At 46.1% G+C, this 19,393-nt stretch carries 14 protein-coding genes; 11 read left to right on the forward strand and 3 right to left on the reverse strand.

The features are described from left to right. Positions 1–72: 72 nt before the first annotated feature. The 11 genes from AWM72_RS05465 to nadE all read left to right on the forward strand — a co-directional run bounded on the left by AWM72_RS05465 (position 73) and on the right by nadE (position 15,832). Positions 73–345 carry a co-chaperone GroES gene (locus AWM72_RS05465; protein ID WP_067974468.1) on the forward strand — a complete coding sequence of 91 codons (273 nt, stop codon included), beginning with the start codon at positions 73–75 and terminating at the stop codon, positions 343–345. Positions 346–406: 61 nt separating this feature from the next. Next, on the forward strand, positions 407–2,032 hold the full coding sequence (gene groL, locus AWM72_RS05470) for a chaperonin GroEL (RefSeq protein ID WP_067974471.1): 1,626 nt from the start codon (positions 407–409) through the stop codon (positions 2,030–2,032). Between the two features lie 429 nt (positions 2,033–2,461). Beyond that, positions 2,462–3,013 (forward strand): NADPH-dependent FMN reductase, encoded by a 552-nt coding sequence (locus tag AWM72_RS05475; RefSeq protein WP_067974474.1) that lies wholly within the window; start codon positions 2,462–2,464, stop codon positions 3,011–3,013. Between the two features lie 136 nt (positions 3,014–3,149). Next, positions 3,150–4,559: an aldehyde dehydrogenase family protein gene (locus AWM72_RS05480; protein ID WP_067974478.1), complete on the forward strand. Its 1,410-nt coding sequence runs from the start codon at positions 3,150–3,152 to the stop codon at positions 4,557–4,559. Positions 4,560–5,206: 647 nt separating this feature from the next. Continuing rightward, positions 5,207–6,586, forward strand: coding sequence for an argininosuccinate lyase (gene argH / locus AWM72_RS05485; protein WP_067974482.1), 1,380 nt, complete (start codon positions 5,207–5,209; stop codon positions 6,584–6,586). Positions 6,587–6,921: 335 nt separating this feature from the next. Then, positions 6,922–8,160, forward strand: a complete 1,239-nt coding sequence (locus AWM72_RS05490) for an argininosuccinate synthase (protein ID WP_067974485.1) — start codon at positions 6,922–6,924, stop codon at positions 8,158–8,160. Beyond that, a complete protein-coding gene (locus AWM72_RS05495; protein WP_230080801.1) occupies positions 8,160–9,671 on the forward strand; it encodes an ABC transporter substrate-binding protein/permease in 1,512 nt (503 codons plus the stop codon). Before AWM72_RS05490 ends, AWM72_RS05495 begins: the two co-directional genes overlap by 1 nt. 335 nt (positions 9,672–10,006) lie before the next feature. After that, on the forward strand, positions 10,007–11,353 hold the full coding sequence (locus tag AWM72_RS05500; RefSeq protein ID WP_067974492.1) for a hypothetical protein: 1,347 nt from the start codon (positions 10,007–10,009) through the stop codon (positions 11,351–11,353). 130 nt (positions 11,354–11,483) lie between these two features. Then, positions 11,484–12,878, forward strand: coding sequence for a sugar transferase (locus tag AWM72_RS05505; protein ID WP_067974494.1), 1,395 nt, complete (start codon positions 11,484–11,486; stop codon positions 12,876–12,878). Between the two features lie 648 nt (positions 12,879–13,526). Continuing rightward, positions 13,527–15,005 (forward strand): nicotinate phosphoribosyltransferase, encoded by a 1,479-nt coding sequence (locus AWM72_RS05510; RefSeq protein WP_067974497.1) that lies wholly within the window; start codon positions 13,527–13,529, stop codon positions 15,003–15,005. Next, complete coding sequence (gene nadE, locus AWM72_RS05515; RefSeq protein ID WP_067974501.1) at positions 15,005–15,832, forward strand: ammonia-dependent NAD(+) synthetase; 828 nt, start codon at positions 15,005–15,007, stop codon at positions 15,830–15,832. Before AWM72_RS05510 ends, nadE begins: the two co-directional genes overlap by 1 nt. A 93-nt stretch (positions 15,833–15,925) precedes the next feature. Here the strand turns inward: nadE and AWM72_RS05520 are convergent, their stop codons facing one another. The 3 genes from AWM72_RS05520 to AWM72_RS05530 all read right to left on the reverse strand — a co-directional run bounded on the left by AWM72_RS05520 (position 15,926) and on the right by AWM72_RS05530 (position 19,392). Further along, the gene (locus AWM72_RS05520) at positions 15,926–16,312 is read right to left on the reverse strand and encodes a DUF3021 domain-containing protein (RefSeq protein ID WP_067974504.1); all 387 of its coding nucleotides are present in this window, start codon (positions 16,310–16,312) and stop codon (positions 15,926–15,928) included. 14 nt (positions 16,313–16,326) lie between these two features. Continuing rightward, the gene (locus AWM72_RS05525; protein WP_067974508.1) at positions 16,327–16,791 is read right to left on the reverse strand and encodes a LytTR family DNA-binding domain-containing protein; all 465 of its coding nucleotides are present in this window, start codon (positions 16,789–16,791) and stop codon (positions 16,327–16,329) included. A 333-nt stretch (positions 16,792–17,124) separates the two neighbouring features. Then, complete coding sequence (locus tag AWM72_RS05530) at positions 17,125–19,392, reverse strand: glycogen/starch/alpha-glucan phosphorylase (protein ID WP_067974512.1); 2,268 nt, start codon at positions 19,390–19,392, stop codon at positions 17,125–17,127. Between the last annotated feature and the right edge of the window lies 1 nt (position 19,393).

The following is a 19,393-nucleotide window of genomic DNA, read 5'->3' on the forward strand; positions in this document are numbered from 1 at the left end:
AGCACTTGGAAGTTGTGAGTGCTAACGATAAAAAGTGAATTGTTTTTTGGAACTGATGGAGGAATGTGAATTATGTTAAAACCTTTAAATGAACGTGTGATTGTTCAGCTTGAAGAACAAGAAGAAAAAACAACGTCTGGTATTATACTACCATCTGCAGCCCAAGAAAAATCCCAAGTGGGACGTGTTATTGCAGTTGCTGATGAAACAGAAGATTTCACAAGTCCAGTTAAGAAAGATGACCTTGTCTTATTTGAAAAATATGCCGGCAATGAAGTGGAATATGCTGGTGAAAAATACCTCATCTTAAAAGCGAAAGATATTGTCGCTGTTATTGAAGACTAGATCAAAAATTAAATTTAAAGATTGAATCATTACTTGTGTATCGAGAGGAGCATGAATTTTAATGGCAAAAGATATTAAATTTTCAGAAGATGCCCGTCAAGCTTTAGTGCGTGGTGTGGACAAGTTAGCGAATACGGTGAAGATTACCTTAGGGCCTAAGGGACGTAACGTTGTCCTCGAACAAAGCTATGGCTCACCATTGATCACTAATGATGGGGTAACCATTGCTAAAGATATCGAATTAGAAGACCACTTCGAAAACATGGGGGCTAAATTAGTCGCTGAAGTAGCTTCTAAGACCAATGATGTAGCTGGTGACGGAACCACCACTGCAACGATCCTAACCCAGGCCATTGTTCGTGAAGGCTTGAAGAATGTGACCGCTGGTGCTAACCCTGTTGGCGTTCGCCGCGGGATCGACGAAGCAATCCGGACAGCTGTTGAAGGCTTGAAGGAAAACTCTGTTCAAGTGGAATCTCAAGATGCCATTGCTAACGTTGCTGCGATCTCTTCTGGTGACCAAGAAGTCGGCAAGCTGATTGCTGAAGCTATGGGCAAGGTTGGCGAAGATGGTGTGATTACCATTGAAGACTCTAAGTCTATCGATACGACCTTAGACGTGGTTGAAGGGATGGAATTCGACCGCGGTTACCTCTCCCAATATATGGTAACAGACAATGAAAAAATGGAAGCCAGCTTGGAAAATCCATACATTCTCTTAACAGACCGTAAGATTTCAAATATCCAAGATATCCTTCCTCTCCTTGAACAAATCTTACAACAAGGTAGCCCACTGCTCTTAATTGCTGATGATGTGGATGGGGAAGCTCTTCCAACCTTAGTACTGAACAAATTACGCGGGACCATGAATGTAGTTGCTGTTAAAGCACCAGGTTTCGGCGACCGTCGTAAAGAAATGCTAGAAGACTTAGCTGTCCTAACGGGGGGGCAAGTGATCTCTGAAGATCTCGGCTTAGAATTGAAAGACGCAACCATCAACCACTTAGGTAAGGCTGGTAGCGTTACTGTAACCAAGGACCATACCACAGTTGTTGAAGGTGGCGGCAATAAGGAACAATTAGAACAACGTATTGCCTTAATCCGTAAACAAATCGAAGAAAGCACATCTGACTATGACCGTGAAAAACTCCAAGAACGCTTAGCTAAATTAGCTGGTGGGGTAGCCGTTGTTAAAGTCGGTGCTGCAACTGAATCTGAACAAAAAGAACGTAAACTCCGCATTGAAGATGCCTTGAATGCGACCCGTGCAGCGGTTGAAGAAGGTATCGTTGCTGGTGGGGGGACTGCTCTCATGAATGTTCAAGATAAAGTTGAAAAAGCAACAGAAGCGCTGGAAGGTGACGCTGCCACAGGTGCACGTATCGTGGCACGCGCCTTAGAAGAACCTCTCCGCCAAATTGTTGAAAATGCTGGCTTAGAAGGTTCAGTTATTGTGGAACGCCTCCGTTCTAAAGACCAAGGTATTGGTTTCAATGCCCAAAACAATGAATGGGTAGATATGATTGAAGCAGGGATTGTTGACCCAACTAAGGTAACCCGTTCAGCCCTACAAAATGCTGGCTCAGTTGCCGGTCTTATCCTCTCAACAGAAAGTGTTGTTGCGGATAAGCCAGAACCTGAAGCACCAGCAGTTGATCCAAGTGCTATGGCTGGTGGCATGTACTAAGCCGCTGATTAAAGAAGAAGCAAGAACTCTCGCAAGGGGGTTCTTGCTTCTTTTTTAAGCTGCGTTGCTGAGCATACGTTCCGCTTTTGAATTTGATCGTTAAAGAGCCATGGCACCGGCTCGAGCCAAGGTCTCTCGCCTAGCGAGCTTCAAACGTCTAGTACGGCTAACGCCTACTATACGTAATTCACATTGCTTGCTTAGACATGGCTAACGATCAAATTCAAAGCTCCACTCCTGCTCAAGATTAGCTGATTAAAGAAAAATTGCTTATTCTTTAATTCTAGAAATAAAAATGTGATCTTAAATACCAACAAAAAATCTTTTTTCGAGTCGTTTGCCTTGAAGTTTCGAAACTGAACTATTATCATAGAAGTATAAGATAAGTTGTTAAGTCAAAAGTATAAAAGAAAGAAGGAGATTTATTTTATGGCAAAATATGGTGTAGTTTTAGGATCAATTCGTAAGAATTCATTTTCTGAAGCCATTGCAAAAGGATTAGTGGCAGGTTTACCAAGTGACGCTGAAGTGACCTTTATCGAAACAGCTGACCTTCCACTCTATAGCCAAGACTATGATGAAGCAGCTGAACAACCTGCTGAATATACGCGTTTCCGTGATGAAGTGCGTGCTCAAGATGCGATTATCTTCGTGACTCCTGAACACAACCGTAGCATTCCAGCGAGCTTGAAGAATGCGATCGACTTAGGTTCTCGTCCATATGGTTCAAGCGTTTGGGAAGGCAAGCCAGCTCTTGTTGCATCACAATCACCAGCAGGTATCGGTGGTGCTATCGCTAACCATACCCTCCGTCAATCTTTAGTTTTCTTAGATATGCCAGTTATGCAACAACCTGAACTTTACATTGGAAACTCTGCTGATTACATCGGTGAAAACGGTGAAATTACAGCAGAAGATACCAAAGAATTCTTAGCAAGTGCTGGTAAAGCCTTCGCTGAATTCGCAGGAAAATTTATCTAAACTAAGTTTCAATTTAGACCTCAAGCTCCCTGATTTCGGGGAGCTTTTTTGGACCCCTCTGACTTGAATTCTCCAGTCAATTACTTGATAATGGGAACTGTAAACCCTTAACAGCAAGCTGAAGGAGGCTTTTTTGATGAAGACCTATCAAAACTATATTAACGGTGAATGGGTAGACAGCAAGTCTGGTCAATATACCGATGTAATTAATCCAACAAGTGAAGAAGTGATCGCCCAAGTTCCAACCAGTAATGCCGAAGATGTGGACAATGCAGTGGCTGCAGCTAAGGCTGCTTTTCCGTCTTGGAATGGCTTAGCTGTAGATGAACGCAAGGCCTACTTAGAGAAGGTGCTTGAAGGCCTTAAAGCGCATAAGGAAGAATTAGTCGATATTGTGGTTGAAGAGATGGGCGCCAGCAAGGCTTTTTCCCGGGATAACCAGGTGCGCAAATCGATCGGGGAATTGGAAGGAAGTCTCAAGGCCTTGGACCGCTTCAACTTCGAAGAACGTTACGATACGGCGACTGTTATTAAAGAAGGATCAGGAGTGGTTGCCTGCATTACGCCATGGAATTATCCTTTGAACCAGATCCAACGTAAGCTCACTCCAGCTCTTTTAACTGGTAATACTATCGTGGTTAAACCAGCCTCGGATACCCCCCTCACAGCCATTAAATTCATGGAAATTATTGAAGAAGCTGGCCTGCCTAAAGGGGTCGTTAACTTGATTACTGGACGGGGGAGTGAGGCCGGAGACCTTCTCGCTGGTCATGAGGATGTCGCTATTATTTCCTTTACCGGGTCAACCGAAGTCGGTCGCGGTCTCTACGATAAGGCGAGTGGTAGTATCAAGCGCCTCGTCCTTGAACTCGGCGGTAAGTCTGCTCTTATTGCCCTCAAAGGCGGCGACAAGGAACTCGCTGTGGCTAAGTCGATGAACACTGTCCTCGATAACCAAGGGCAGACTTGTGCAGCCTTGACCCGTCTCTTTGTCCCAGAAGATGAATTGGAAGACTATAAGACGGCTATCAAAGACTTCTATGACAAGGAAGTGGTCCTCGATGACCCAGCCGATGAAGCAACCAAAGTTGGCCCCATGGTTTCCGCCAAGCAAAAAGAGACCGTTGAAGACTATATCGAAAAAGGTAAGGCAGAAGGTGCTGAAGTCTTGGTAGGCGGGGGTAAAGTTGACCGGACAGGCTACTATGTGGATCCAACGGTCTTTGTCAATGTGACTAATGATATGACCATCGCCCAAGAAGAAATCTTTGGCCCTGTCCTCTGCGTGCTGACCTATACCGACACAGAAGACGCCATCAAACAAGCCAATGACTCCCCTTATGGCCTCTCTGGCGCTGTCGTTGGTCCAGAAGAAGAAGCCAAGGCAGTAGCCCGCCAATTGCGGACAGGTAACGTCTTCGTCAACGACAACCCAGGCAGCGACCAAGCACCATTCGGCGGCTACAAAATGTCTGGCTTAGGCCGCGAAAAAGGCTACTACGGCCTAGAAGACTACGTCGAAATCAAAGCCATCTTTGAAAATTAAAGGGTGTGAGACTTGGCGGTTAGACTCGGATGATTGGAGCAATTAAGAATAAGAGCGAAGCATTCGCTCGTTTCTTAATTGTGAAATCACTCCGAGTTTGCCAAGTCGAACCCAACTAGGAAAGGGTGTGAAGGCTAGCGGGAGAAATAGACCTCTGGAGCCAAAAGCCAGAGAAGACTGAAAGTCTTCGACGGATTTTGGTGAAGAGGAGCTATTTCTGCTAGCCTGAACCCGACTAAAGGGTGTGAGCAGTTGCGCCCAGACTTGGATGACTGGAGCCCAAGCGAAAAAGAGCGGCTTTAGCCGATCGTTCCGATTGGGTGAAGTCACTTCAAGTCTGCAACTGCGAACCCGACTAGATAAGGGTGTGAGGGAGCGCGGTCAGAAGTGAACCTCTGGAGCAAAGCGACAAAGAAAACTAAAAGTCTTCGGCGACGCTTTGTGAAGAGGAGCCACTTCTGCCAGACCAAACCCTTTCTATCCCAAGGCTCCAACTGAAGTAGAAGTTGGGGCCTTTTATAATGGCTTTTCACTTGTAGCTGCTGGCAAATAGGATTCTTTAAGCAGCTTTTCTCAATCAATCTTGCACCTGGGCCGAACTTTGTTTATGATTAAGCATAAGACTTAAAAAGAATGGAGTGGCAAAGATGGCAATTTGGTCGAATGACTTTCATGACGCGATGTCAGAAGCGGCTTATCAATTTAATCAATCAATTCAAGTGGATGATAGACTGCTGGATGCTGACCTGCAGGGTTCAATGGCCCACGCAAAGATGCTGGGGGCCCAGGGAATTATTGAAGAAGCGGAAGCGGAGGCGCTCTACCAGGAACTGGGGCAGATGCGAGAAGACTACCGTGACGGCAAGCTAGCCATTGACTATGAGGAAGAAGATGTCCATAGTTTTATTGAAGCGGAATTGACCCGGCGCTTAGGGAATACAGGCAAGAAGGTTCACACCGGCCGAAGCCGGAACGACCAGGTTGCCACCGCCCTGAAGATCTATGTTCGAGATGAGATTGAGGTCCTCTGCAGCCTCTTGGAGGATGCCATGCTGGGCTTTGCTAAGAAGGCCCTCCAGCATACGGAAAGCATCATGCCGGGCTATACCCACCTACAGCGGGCCCAACCCATTACTTATGGCCACTATTTGATGGCCTATGCGGAAATGCTTCTGCGGGACTATGGCCGCTTGCAGGATGTGGGTAAGCGGATTGATTTAACCATGCCACTGGGGGCTGGTGCCTTGGCGACCTCTTCTTTCCCCTTGAACCGCGATTTAACGACGGAACTCTTGGACTTCTTGACCCCATCGGCCAATAGTTTGGATGCGGTTTCTGACCGTGATTACAGTATTGAAATGCTGAGTGCCCTCTCGATTCTGGCCATGCATCTCAGCCGGTATGCGGAAGAGACGATTCTTTGGGCCAGTCAGGAGTTTCATTTCATTCACCTGAAAGATTCCTTCTCAACCGGGTCATCCATTATGCCCCAGAAGAAGAATGCCGATATCCATGAATTGATGCGCGGAAAGACGGGGCGGGTCTATGGCGACCTCGTTAACGTTCTTACCCTGATGAAGGGCCTCCCTCTCGCCTATAACAAGGATATGCAGGAGGAAAAAGAAGCCCTCTTCGACGCTATCGATACCATGAAGATGATGGTGAGCCTCCTACCTGCCATGTTGGAAGCAACGATTGTGGATGTGGATGCCATGTATGCTGCTTGTGGTCAAGGCTTCTTGAATGCGACAGACTGCGCCGACTATTTGGCTGCTAAGGGAATGCCCTTCCGTGATGCCTACCAAATTACCGGTAACATCCTTCAATATTGCAGCGAAAAGAACCTAACCCTAGAAGACCTCTCCTTGGAAGACTATAAGCGCTATGCGGATGACTTTGAAGAAGATATCTTTGACGCAATCGACTTGAAAGCCTGCGTCTACCGGCGTAATGTTCTGGGTGGGCCAGCCCCTGAACGGGTAGAAGAACATGCCCAAGCCCTCTGCCAAGCCCTCGAGCGGTCTTAGGATAAGTCCTAAAATAATTTAGCAAAGTTCAGTTGACATTTGATATAGCCGTGATATAATAACAATTAAATTAAAGTACTCTCATAAAAGAGATGCGGAAGAGTAGCAAAGTCCCTGAGTAAAGCGAGCAGGTGGTGGTGGAAGGCCTGTCTGAAGACTGTGTGAAGCGCGCCGCATAAGCTCGACTAGATAAGATAAACTAGTCCGTGTCCGAGCGTTAATCGGCTAGAGATGTTGGCTTTGCCAGCAAGTAGAGTGGTACCGTGGATGCTTATTAACTCCGCCTCTTCAGATTGGAAGAGGCGGTTTTTTTATATTTAAGGAGGAGTATATAAATGGCAGAGAAGGAAGTAAAGAAGGTTTTAATGGCGTATTCAGGTGGTTTGGATACTTCCGTCATTATTCCTTGGATCAAGGAAACTTATGGGGATGACGTTGAAGTGATCGGGATGACCGCTAATGTCGGCCAAGAAGAAGACTATGAATATTTAAAGAAGAAAGCTGTCAATTGCGGGGCTTCTAAATTATATGTCGAAGACCTCCGCGAAGAATTTATTACAGATTATATCTATCCTGCCATGCGGGCTGGGGCTAAGTATGAAGGCAAGTATCTCTTAGGGACTGCCTATGCGCGTCCACTGATTGCCAAGCGGATGATTGAAATCGCCCATGAAGAAGGCTGCGATACCATCGTCCATGGCTGTACCGGTAAGGGGAATGACCAAGTGCGTTTCGAGCTCGGCTTGCGTGAATTCGATCCAACCATTCAAATTATTGCCCCATGGCGGATCTGGGATATTCAATCCCGGGAAGACGCGTTTGACTATGCCGAAGCGCACAACGTTCCGCTACCGATCACCCGTGAGACGAATTATTCTAAGGATGAAAACCTCTGGCACCTCTCCCATGAAGGCTTGGACTTGGAAGATCCTAGCCAGCAGCCTAAACTAGATGATATCTTAGAATTAGGGGTGTCACCTCAACAAGCACCAGATGAGAGCACCTATGTGACCATCGATTTTGAAGCAGGGAACCCTGTCGCTGTGGATGGTGAAAAATTGGATCCTATCGCCTTAGTTGAAAAATTAAACGAACTTGGCGGAGCCAATGGGATTGGCATCCTCGATATTGTTGAAAACCGTCTCGTCGGCATGAAGTCTCGGGGCGTTTATGAAACACCAGGTGGCCACATCATCTACCATGCCCATGAAAAATTGGAAGAATTATGTTTAGACCGCGATACCTTACAGTTTAAACAAGTCCTTGCCCATAAATATGCGGAATTAGTGTATAATGGCTTGTGGAATTCACCTCTACGCAAGGCCCTCCAACAGTTTGTGGATGAAACCCAAAAACACGTCACTGGCCAAGTCAAGTTAGAGCTTTACAAGGGCAATGTCATTGATGCGGGAACTACCAGCCCTTACTCCCTTTATAATGAAGAACTCGCAACCTTTGACGAAGATGATATCTACAACCAAAATGATGCTGAAGGTTTCATTAAGCTCTTCGGACTTCCACAAACCGCACGGGTACTTGCTGAAAAAGAATGGAAAAAGGACGGCAAAATTTAATGAAAAAACTATTTAAGTATAGCCTGCAGGTCCTCATGGCCTTTGTCCTCGCCTTTAGCCCACTATTGGCGGGAACGGGGGCCTTGGTCCAAGCGGCTGAAGACCAGCCAGCGGCATCGGGGCAAGTAGCAGGCAACGACCAATTACTCGATGAAATTAAGAAGCGGGGCGTCATTAAGCTAGGTGTCAGCCCTGATTATCCACCCTTTGAGTTCTTGACTCGTGAAGGTGGCGAGAACAAAACCAAGGGAATCGATATCTCCCTAGCGGAAAAGTTTGCTGATGACCTCGGCGTTAAGCTGGAAATTGTAAATATGGAATTCTCCAGCCTGATGTCCTCACTAGAAACCGGCAACATCGATATGATTATCTCAGGGATGACCTATACCGAGGAACGGGATAAGTCCGTAGACTTCACCAAACCCTACGAGAATGCTGGCCAATCCCTTGTTATCCGCAAAGATGATACGGACAGACTCAAAGATAAGGATAGTTTCGTAGAAGGAACGGTGGTGGGGGTCCAACAGGGGTCTTACCAAGAAGACCTGGCTAAGGCCCATATGCCTAAAGCTAAACTCCTTACCATGCAACAGGTTCCTGACCTGCTCAGTGCCCTAGGAACCAAGCAAGTCGATGGGGTCTTAGTTGATGAAATTATGGCCCGGACTGCGACCAAGGGCAATGACCAGTTGACTTATGTCGACGCTAAAGTCCCACGGGAAGAAAATGATGGCAAGGCGGTCGTTATTCCCGAGAACCAACCGAGCCTAGGGGAAGCGATCAACCATACGATTGATGAAGTGGTTGAACAAGACTTGGTCAACCAATGGGCGGATGAAGCCGCGGACCAATTAGCCGATACCGACAATGTGGACTGGATGCAGTATTGGCCTTTCTTCTGGGACGGCATTAAGATGACCCTCTTAATCTCCATCCTATCGATTGTCTTCGGGATGATCCTAGGCTCCCTCCTTGCCGTGATGCGGATTTCTAACCTGAAATTTCTCTCTGGTATTGCAGGAGCCTATGTCGAATTTGTTCGGGGAACACCTCTGATGATCCAAGTTCTCTTTATCTTCCTGGGGGTTGGGGGCTTACTCGGTATTAGCCCATTGGTGGCTGGTTTGATTGCTGTTTCCCTCAACTCAGGAGCCTATATTTGTGAGATTATCCGTGGGGGCCTCCAGTCCGTTCCTAAAGGCCAGGCGGAAGCCGCTCGGTCTCTCGGTTTGGACTACAAGACAACTTTGCGGAAGATTATCTTCCCACAATCCCTGCGCTCCATTTGGCCTTCATTAGGGAACGAATTCGTGACCTTGATTAAGGAATCTTCTATTGTATCGACCATTGGGGTAGCCGAATTAACCTTCCAAACCCGGGCCGTTACCAGCCAGACTTACCAAGGCATTATCCCACTCTTTATCTCCATGGTGATCTACTTCATTATCACCTATGCCTTAACCAAGCTCTTGAACCATTACGAAAAACAAATGAACGCGAAGTATAATTAATGGGTGTGAGCACAGGCGTTCCAAAAGGGATGACTGGAGGCAAAGAGGCTAAAAGCGGCTTTAGCCGATTGTTCCACTTTGTTGAAGTCACTCCCTTTCCGCATCCTCGAATCCGACTAAACAGAGTGCGAGCAAGAGCAAGTATCTCAAACAGAATTTTTGAATCAAACAAAAAACTGGGCCTGGTCCCAGTTTTTTTGCTATTTACAGTCGCTTGACTTGTTAACTTCTTTAAAAATTGGTTACAAATCGGGAATACTTTTGCATTGAAAAATGAAACATGCTATCGTAGTGTAGATATAATATTGCGATAAATATTAACGGAGGAGATTGACTTGAAGAAGAATAAGAAGAAAAAGTTCAATTGGCAAAGAGTTTTAGTTGTCGCCGTATCTCTCTTCTTGATTGGGGGCGTGGGCGTCTATGCCGCCTTGCAGCAGGAACCTGTTCAAACCGCTATTGAAGACCACAAGGAGAGTGGGGCAGAGAAAGCTGTCGCCGATCTCTACTTTGATGAAGCAAAGATGTTCTTAGCTGAAGATATCAGTCAAGAAGATATCGAAGCGGCTAAAGAAGATGTGGCTAACTTGAAGGATGAAGAAGGGATTAAGGGGCAATTACAAGGCGATTTGGAAGATGTCCAAAAACGCTATGATGTCCAAAATGCGACCAACAATCTCTTTGAAAAGACCAAGGACAAGCAGCCGCTCAATGGGGCAACCTTACAAAAATGGGTCATTATCAAGGATGGCTTGAAGAAGGCTGATGTTGATAAGGTTAAAAACCAACATAAAGCTGCCTTGGAATCTAAGGAAGATGGCCTCTACGGGACGCTAGCTGACCTTGTGAAGACAGCTGAAGAACAAGCTGACAAGTTCGAGAAATTTACTAAGACCTTAAACGACTTGAAATCTGATAAGTCTTTAAAACATGAAGACTTACAAAAAGAATTGGATAAGTTGCGTGAGGAAGCTGAGAAGGAAGAAAATCCTTATGTGACCGCCAAGATGTTAGATATGATCAGTCAAGTAGATGAAGACTTAACGGAACGGATCAGCCAAGCTGAAATTGACCAAGCCCGCAAGTCTGGTGCTTCACAAGATCAAATTAAGAAGTTAGAAGAAGAAGCTAAGAAGGCCCAAGACCAAGCCCGTGAACGGAGCGATCGTCTCCAAAAACAAGCGAATGAAGCGCGTCAACAAGCGACCCAATCTAACCGCAACCAAAGTCAAAATGTGGGCAACCGGGGCAGCCAACGTGTGACCCCGCCAAGCTCTCGTCCAGCTTCTAATAATAATAACGCAAACAACAATAATAATCGTCAAAATCAAAACAACAATAACGACAAGAAGGATGACAAGAAGCAAGAGGAAAGCAAGGCACCAAGCAAGCAAGAAAATAATGCCAACTCAAACAATAACGGGGGCAAAAAAGAAGAAACTAAGCCAAGCGCCAGCTCTTCTGCCGTCTCTTCTCAACCGCTGAATCCAAACCAAGGCTCAGCCAGCCCATCAACGTCTTCACCTTCTTCTACAAATCAAGGCGGAGCGACGAACCCACAACCATCACCAGAACCACAACCTGAAACGCCAGCTCCAGCTAATCCAAACAATGGTGGAACAGCTGACCAAGGCGGTAGTGTTGAAGGTGGAAACGCCGAGACAGGTGCTGCTGCTAGCTAAGTTTAATTTTTAATAATTTGAAAATATTTGATAAATAGCTGCTTGAACTATGGGAATTATGCTAAGATACCATATAGTAGAACAGCTTGAGGGGCGGTTTGAACCGTCCCTTTTTCTTAGGAGGATCATTATGCAAAGAAACGGCGAATGGACCAATTGGTATCGGGTCATTATTGGGGCAACTGAGGCCCTGATCTTACTGATATCTTATTTTATTTCATTCTTTATCCGCTATGGCCGTTACGTTCCCTTACGCAATTTCCAAGCTTTCCAGGGGGCGATTCCGTGGATTTTAATTATCTTTATTGTCTTTAACTTATTGTTCGGGATCTATGTCCTCTACAATAAGTCCAAGGGGGATATTTTCTTTATCACCTTGATTATCCAGGCCTTATTGGCTGTGGTTGCCATGGTCTTGAGTTTCGTGGGGCGTTGGTTTGCCTTCCCCCGCTCAGTGATTTTGATTGACTTTTTTGTGTCAACCCTCTTGATCTATGCCTTCCGGGCTCTAGTCTTTAGTATGTACCGCCGCTATGCCAGCAATAAGCGGGTGATGATTGTAGGTGAGGAGGAAGAAGTTTTCCCAGCCATCTATAATTTTAAGTCGTCTAAGTCTACCCGGCATATCGTGACCCATGTGGTGATCGACCACTACTATGAGAACGTGAAAGCTCGTTTGGATGAATTTGATATTGTTTACCTAGCTTCACAGATTGAAGAAGAGGAAAAACTCCGCCTCTATTCTCTCTTGATGGCGGAAGATAAGAAGCTCTTCCTTAACTCCAAGTTTGAAAACTTAGTCATGGTTAACCCTAATATCATGAACTTTGAAGATGAGTCGATTATTGAAACCTCTGACTTCAAGATTCCAGCAGACCAGGCCCTGATTAAGCGCCTCTTGGATATTATCGTTTCCCTTGTCCTTTTGATCATTGCTTCCCCGATCATGCTGGTAACGGCCCTCTTAGTGAAGCTCACCTCTAAAGGCCCCGTCTTTTACCGGCAGACGCGGATTACCAAGGGCAACCGCGAATTTGAAATCTATAAGTTCCGGACGATGACAGCGACCGCGGAGGACAGCACAGGACCTGTGATTGCAACCAAAAATGATGCAAGAATCACAGGAATCGGAAAGTACCTGCGCTCCCTGCGTATCGATGAGTTGCCTCAATTATTCAATATCTTGAATGGAGATATGTCTCTAGTGGGGCCACGTCCTGAACGTCCCTTCTTTGTTGAGCAATTCCAAGAACAAAACCCTCACTATTACCTCCGCCATAATGTACCAGCTGGCCTAACCGGTTATGCCCAGGTCTACGGCAAGTATGCGACGGACTTTAACAGTAAGCTCAACTTTGACTTGATCTATATCAAGACTTATTCCATTATCCTAGACTTCAAGATCCTATTACAGACGATCAAAATTCTCTTCGACAAGGTCTCCTCTTCCGGAGTAGACGAAGAAAGCAAACAAGTCGTAGACCGCGAAGCCATCCAAAAAATGAACATCCAAGTCATAGACTAAGGGTGTGAGAGGATGCGTTAGAAAGGGATCTCTGGAGCAAAAAAACTGGAGAAGTCTGAAAGACTTCGAAAGATTTTTGTGAAGAGGAGCCACTTCTGCTTGACTGAACCCGACTAAAAGGGTGATAACTAAGGTGATTGTTTATCTTTTGTTCATTAAAGAGAAATCCAAAATCTTGTAACGTCAATAAAAAAGAAAGCAGTAGCTTTTTTAAGTATTTATCGCTTCTATTTGACTATCTCCGTTTCAGGTTTAGTGGTTAGTAATTAAAGAAAAGTTTTGATATTAGTTACTTGTGAGCAGTAGTGGAGCTTTGAAGTTGATCGTTAGCCATGAAAAATCAAGCGTTGTGAATTACGGATAGTCGGCGTCAGCCGTTACTAGCCGTTTGAAGCACGCTAGGCGAGAGACCTTGGCTCGAGCCGGTGCCATGGCTTTTTAACGATCAACTTCAAAGCGGAACGAATGCTCACCAACGCGTTTTGGGAAAAAAACTTAAGAAAGAGCCTGGACTTGTGTCTCCGGCTCTTTCTTTTTTCTGTTTTTTGATTTTTATAAGCTAGCTAGATAGCTTAGGATTGGCTTTTTTGCGACAAAGTTAGGGTGAAGTGTTATAATGATAGAAAAATGACAAACAGAGGTGCCCTTATGAATTATCCAGATGACAGTTTAACCCTACATACTGACCTCTATGAGATCAATATGATGAAGACCTATTGGGAAAGTGGCAAGGCTGAACAGTTTGGGGTTTTTGAAATTTATTTCCGTAAGAATCCCTTCAATAATGGTTATGCTATCTTTGCGGGTCTGGAACGGGTGATCGATTATATTAAGAATTTACGCTTTACTGATTCAGATATCGCTTATTTAAGGGAGACAGTAAACTACCCTGATGCCTTCTTAGATTACTTAAAGGACTACCGCTTTCAAGCGACAGTCCGGTCCATGGTGGAAGGGGAGCTCTGCTTCGCCAATGAACCGCTGATTCAGATAGAGGGGCGCTTGGTGGATTGCCAATTAGTAGAAACCGCGCTCTTAAATATTGTGAACTTCCAAACCCTGATTGCAACCAAGGCTGCTCGCATCCGTACGGTTTGTGGTGACGATGGCCTGGCAGAGTTCGGTGCACGCCGGGCTCAAGAGATGGATGCTTCAGTTTGGGGGGCACGGGCTGCTTATATTGGCGGCTTTGATTCGACTTCTAATGTTCGGGCAGGCAAGACCCTAGGCGTTCCTATCTCAGGGACCCATGCCCATGCTATGGTTCAATCCTTCCAGAGCGATTATGAGGCCTTCAAGGCTTATGCCCAATCCCACAAGGACTGCGTATTCTTAGTGGATACCTATGATGTGATGAATTCTGGCGTCCCAGCGGCAATTCGTGTGGCCGATGAGATGGGCGATCAGATTAACTTTATTGGGGTTCGCTTGGATAGTGGGGACTTGACCTATCAATCCAAACGTGTCCGGACCATGCTCGATGCAGCAGGTTATGAAGATGCCATCATCGTCGCCTCCAATGACTTAGATGAAAAGACCATCCTTAACTTGAAGATGCAGGGGGCTAAGATTGATTCTTGGGGTGTCGGAACGAAGTTAATTACTTCCTTCGATCAAGCTGCTCTCGGGGCTGTTTACAAGCTCTGCTCCATGGAAGATGAAAATGGTAATTTGATTCCTACTATGAAGATCTCAAGCTCACCTGAAAAAACCACTACCCCAGGTGACAAGCAGGTTTGGCGCATTACACGCAATTCAGATGGTAAGTCGGAAGGGGATTATGTCGCGCTTAAACACGAACGCCCCGACCAATTGGATGAGCTCTTTATGTTCCATCCTACCTATCCTTATATCAATAAAACCGTCGTTGACTATACAGCGCGTCCGCTCTTGCAGACGATTTTTGACAAGGGGGAATTGGTCTATGACCAGCCTGAATTAGATGAGATAAAAGATTATACCAAAGGACGGCTAGACTCACTGTGGGATGAGTATAAGCGGATTTTGAACCCAGAGCAGTATCCGGTTGACCTCTCCCAAGAACTTTACGATTTGAAGATGAACAGCATTAAAGAGATTAAAGCCAAGATTAAAGCAGATATAGAGGCAGGTAAAGGAGGAGCATAATGCGTCCATTACAAGCACATATTATCGACCAGCTTTGTGTTAAGCCAAGCATTGATGTGGAGGCAGAGATCCGTCAATCAATTGACTTTATTAAGGCTTATTTTAAAAAGCATCCTTTTTTCAAGACCCTAGTTCTAGGGATTAGCGGGGGCCAAGATTCGACCTTAGTGGGCCGGCTCTGCCAGCTAGCCATGGAAGAATTGCGCGAAGAGACGGGCCGGCAAGACCTTCGCTTCATTGCAGTCCGCCTTCCTTACGGCCAACAGTTGGACGAGGATGATGCCCAGAAGGCTTTGGATTTTATCCAGGCTGACCAGGTGTTGACCGTCAATATTAAGCCAGCTGTGGATGCCCAAGTTGAGGCTCTCGAAGCAGCAGGGCTTGAGATCACGGACTTCAATAAGGGGAACATCAAGGCTCGCCAGCGGATGATTAGCCAATTCGCCATTGCTGGAGCTGATAAGGGGATTGTAGCCGGTTCTGACCATGCGGCTGAAGCAGTCACAGGTTTTTATACCAAGTTCGGTGATGGGGCAGCGGATATCATGCCTATCTGGCGGCTCAACAAACGCCAGGGGGCAGCCTTGCTCCAAGCGCTCGGGGCAGAGCCTCGCCTCTATGAAAAAGTGCCAACCGCAGACTTAGAAGACGATAAACCGGGCCAAGCCGATGAAGAAGCCCTCGGTGTCTCCTACCAGGCCATTGATGACTACCTAGAAGGAAAGGACCTTGCTGAAGCCGATGCTGAACGTATTGAACAACTTTACCAATCTAGCCAGCATAAGCGAGAGCTGCCGGTCAATGTCTATGACCAGTGGTGGCGTTAAAGACTTGTATATTAGAAATTAATTTATCGATAGAAGAACCCCTGCCAGGCGATCTTTAAGCCTAGCAGGGGTTCTCGTCTTTTTAGCTGTGTCTTATGATTTGTCGATTCTCTGATTGATTGCTTTAATTTGTTTGCTATAGTAGAAGTAGTAGCCTAGGGCAATGAGGAGAAAAATCAAGCTAAATTGTAGGCTAGCCGAGAGAATGATGTCCCAAGTCAGAGGGAACCAGTGATTCCATGCGGCTAGGCCGAGGAAGGTTAGCAGGCTTAAAGCCAGGTGGAAGAAGCCGGCTAAGAGGGGGCTGAGCTTGTCAATTTGGTAGAGGACAGAGCCGCCACCGCAGACGCAACCGACCAGGCTCCAGCTGATTAACATTTTAAGATAAACGGGGGAGGAAGTATAGATGGCACCCATGACAGCAAAGATAACCATACTGATAAAGATTCCTTGTAAGCTTCGATGAATAAATTCTTTCATAGTGGGGGCTCCTTTCATAAGCCAAGTTTTTCTTTAAACTGCTGGAGAAAACGACGGCTGATTAGAATTTTTTTCTGGTTACTGAGCTGGGCGTACATGTTACCAGAAAAGGCCAATTCTAAACTTTGAATGGCGTCTAGACGGACCAAGCTATAGCGGCTCGCCCGCAGGTAATCGCCCTTTGGCAAGAGACTTTCTAGCTTCTTTAGGCTGAGTCGGCAAGGATAGGTCTTATCCTTGGTCCAGATCGTTAGTTCTCCTTGGTTGATTTCTGCATAGAGGATGTCAGGGATGGCTAATACTTGGTAAGTGTCTTGGCTCTTGATCGTCAAGCGGTCAGTCTGCTGCTGGCCTTCTAGCTGGTAGAGCAGGTCAGAAGTTCGGTCTAGCCATTGACTATCAGAGGCGCGTAAAATTACTTGGTGTTTATCTTCGTCTTGGTCAAGGATACGCTGGATGACCAGTTTTTCTACTGTCATAGAAGTTCTCCTCCTTTCTGACCTTAGTATAGGCTAGAAGAGGCAAAAAGTCGTCCCGTTTTAGACGAGCGGTTGTTTTTAAGTCGTGAGTGGTAAAAAGGCCATAATAAAATCCCCCAGATTCACTCCGTTCTGGGGGATTTGTTGTGTTTTAGGCTTTGGCTTGGCGTCTTGCTCCAGTCATTCAAGTCTGGGTGCAACTGCTTACACCCTGTGCAGTCGGGTTCGACTTGGCAGACTCGGAGTGATTTCACAAGTCAGAAACGAGCGAATGTTTCGCTCTTATTCTGACTTGCTCCAATCATCCGAGTCTAACCGCCAAGTCTCACACCCTTAGATTTTCCAGATGTCTTGGTTGTAGTCTTGGATGGTGCGGTCGGATGAGAAGTAGCCGGCTTGGGCGATGTTGATGAGGGCTTTTTTGGTCCAACTTTCTTGGTCTTCGTAGTCGGCGTAGACTTTTTCTTTGACGTCGATGAATTCTTCAAGGTCAATGAGGGCCATGAACCAGTCCTTGTACTTGATGTCTTCATGGAGGCGGTAGAGGCGGTCGTGCTGGCCGAGCGCTAGGAGTTCGTCGCTTACAATGAAGTCAACTAAAGGTTTGATGCGTTCACGGTGGTAGTAGTCAGCCAAGTGCCGGTGGTAGTCGCCGGTTTCATACAGCTTGACAATGGTTTCACTGTCTTGACCGAAGATGTAGATGTTGTCTTCACCCACGCGTTCGGCAATCTCAACATTGGCCCCGTCTAGGGTACAAATGGTGAGCGCCCCATTGAGCATGAATTTCATATTGCCGGTCCCGCTGGCTTCTTTAGAGGCCAAGGAAATTTGTTCTGAAATGTCTGCTGCTGTGATGAGCTTCTCGGCGCTAGTCACATTGTAGTTTTCAACCATGATAACTTGGAGGTAAGGGCTCACTTCTGGATCCTTAGCGATTAATTCAGATAAGCAGAGGATCAGATGGATAATGTCCTGGGCAATGGTATAAGCTGGAGCTGCCTTGCCGCCAAATAGGATGGTAATTGGGGTGCTTGGCAGATTCCCGGCTTTAATATCCAAGTATTTGTGGATGATGTAGAGGGCTAGCATCTGCTGGCGTTTGTATTCATGGAGTCGCTTGATTTGGACATCGATAATGGCATTATCGTGTAATTGGACGCCTTGCTGGTCAGACAGGTATTCTTGGAGTTGGAGTTTATTGTGGTGCTTGATCTCTTGGAGGCGTTTCAAGCTATCTGCCTGGTCAATTTCTTTTTCAAAAGCTGTCAAGTCGGCATCCTTATGCCAATCTTGGCCAATCTTTTCATCCAGTAACTGGGTGAGCTCGGGATTGGCTGCCATGATCCAGCGGCGGAAGGAAATACCATTCGTCTTGTTATTAAATTTGTCTGGATAAAGCTCATAGAAAGGCTTGAGCTCAGAATTCTTCAGGATCTCGGTGTGGAGCTTGGCGACGCCGTTAGTTGAGAAGGAGAAGTGGATAGCGATGTGGGCCATATGAGCGCGGTCATCTTGGTCAATAATTTGAACCGCTTCTTTGTCTGGGTAGCGCGATCTAATTTCTTCATCCAATTGACGGATAATCTTGGCAATTTCAGGTACCACTTCGTCAATATAAGCCATGGGCCACTTTTCGAGGGCTTCGGCGAGGATCGTGTGGTTGGTGAAGGCAACGGTCTTTTCAATGACAGCTAGGGCTTCCTTGAATTCAAAACCATGGTATGTGGTTAAGAGGCGGACAAATTCCGGAATAATGAAAGCCGGGTGGGTGTCATTGATTTGAACCACGGCATAGTCATAGAGGTCGTGGAGGTCGCTGCCCTTGGCCTTCGCTTCTTCAATAATCAGTTGAGCAGCATTGGACACCATGAAATATTGTTGGTAGATACGTAAGAGGTTACCCACGTAGTCTGAATCATCTGGGTAGAGGAAGAGGGTCAGGTTTTGCGGGATATTCATCTTATCAAAGTTGATGCTGTCCGCTTCAATAATATCGGAAGTTACGGATTCCAAGTCGAAGAGGCGGAGGCGGTTATGGGCTTTTTGTTCAAAACCTGGAATTTCAATTTCATAGAGGCTGGATTTGAAGTTGAAGTGGCGGAAGGGAATCTCATAAGAGGTCTCTGTCTTCACTAACCAATTCGGATGGTTGAGCCATTCATCAGGCACAGAGGCTTGTTGGTTGTCGCGGAAGACTTGGCGGAAGAGACCGAAGTGATAATTTAAGCCAATCCCGTCGCCATTAATCCCTAAAGAGGCAATGGAATCGAGGAAGCAGGCAGCTAGACGGCCTAGGCCACCATTCCCAAGAGAGGGTTCAGTTTCAGCTTTTTCTACGTCATGGAGTGACTTACCATTGGCCTCAAGGACTTGGCTGACTTCATCATAGAGGCCAAGGTTGATGAGGTTGGTGGTCAGAAGTTTCCCTACTAGGAATTCAGCTGAGATATAGTAGAGCTTCTTCTTCCCTTGGTTGACAGGGGAGTTAATCATTTGTTCTTGAACATAGTCAAGTAGGACCTTATAAGTTTCTGCGTCAGAGAGATTGGCAAGGTCCTTCTTGAAGAGCTCCTTAGCGTGTTGTTCTAATGCGTGCATG

The sequence above is a fragment of the Aerococcus sanguinicola genome (assembly GCF_001543145.1).
Lineage (GTDB): Bacteria > Bacillota > Bacilli > Lactobacillales > Aerococcaceae > Aerococcus > Aerococcus sanguinicola.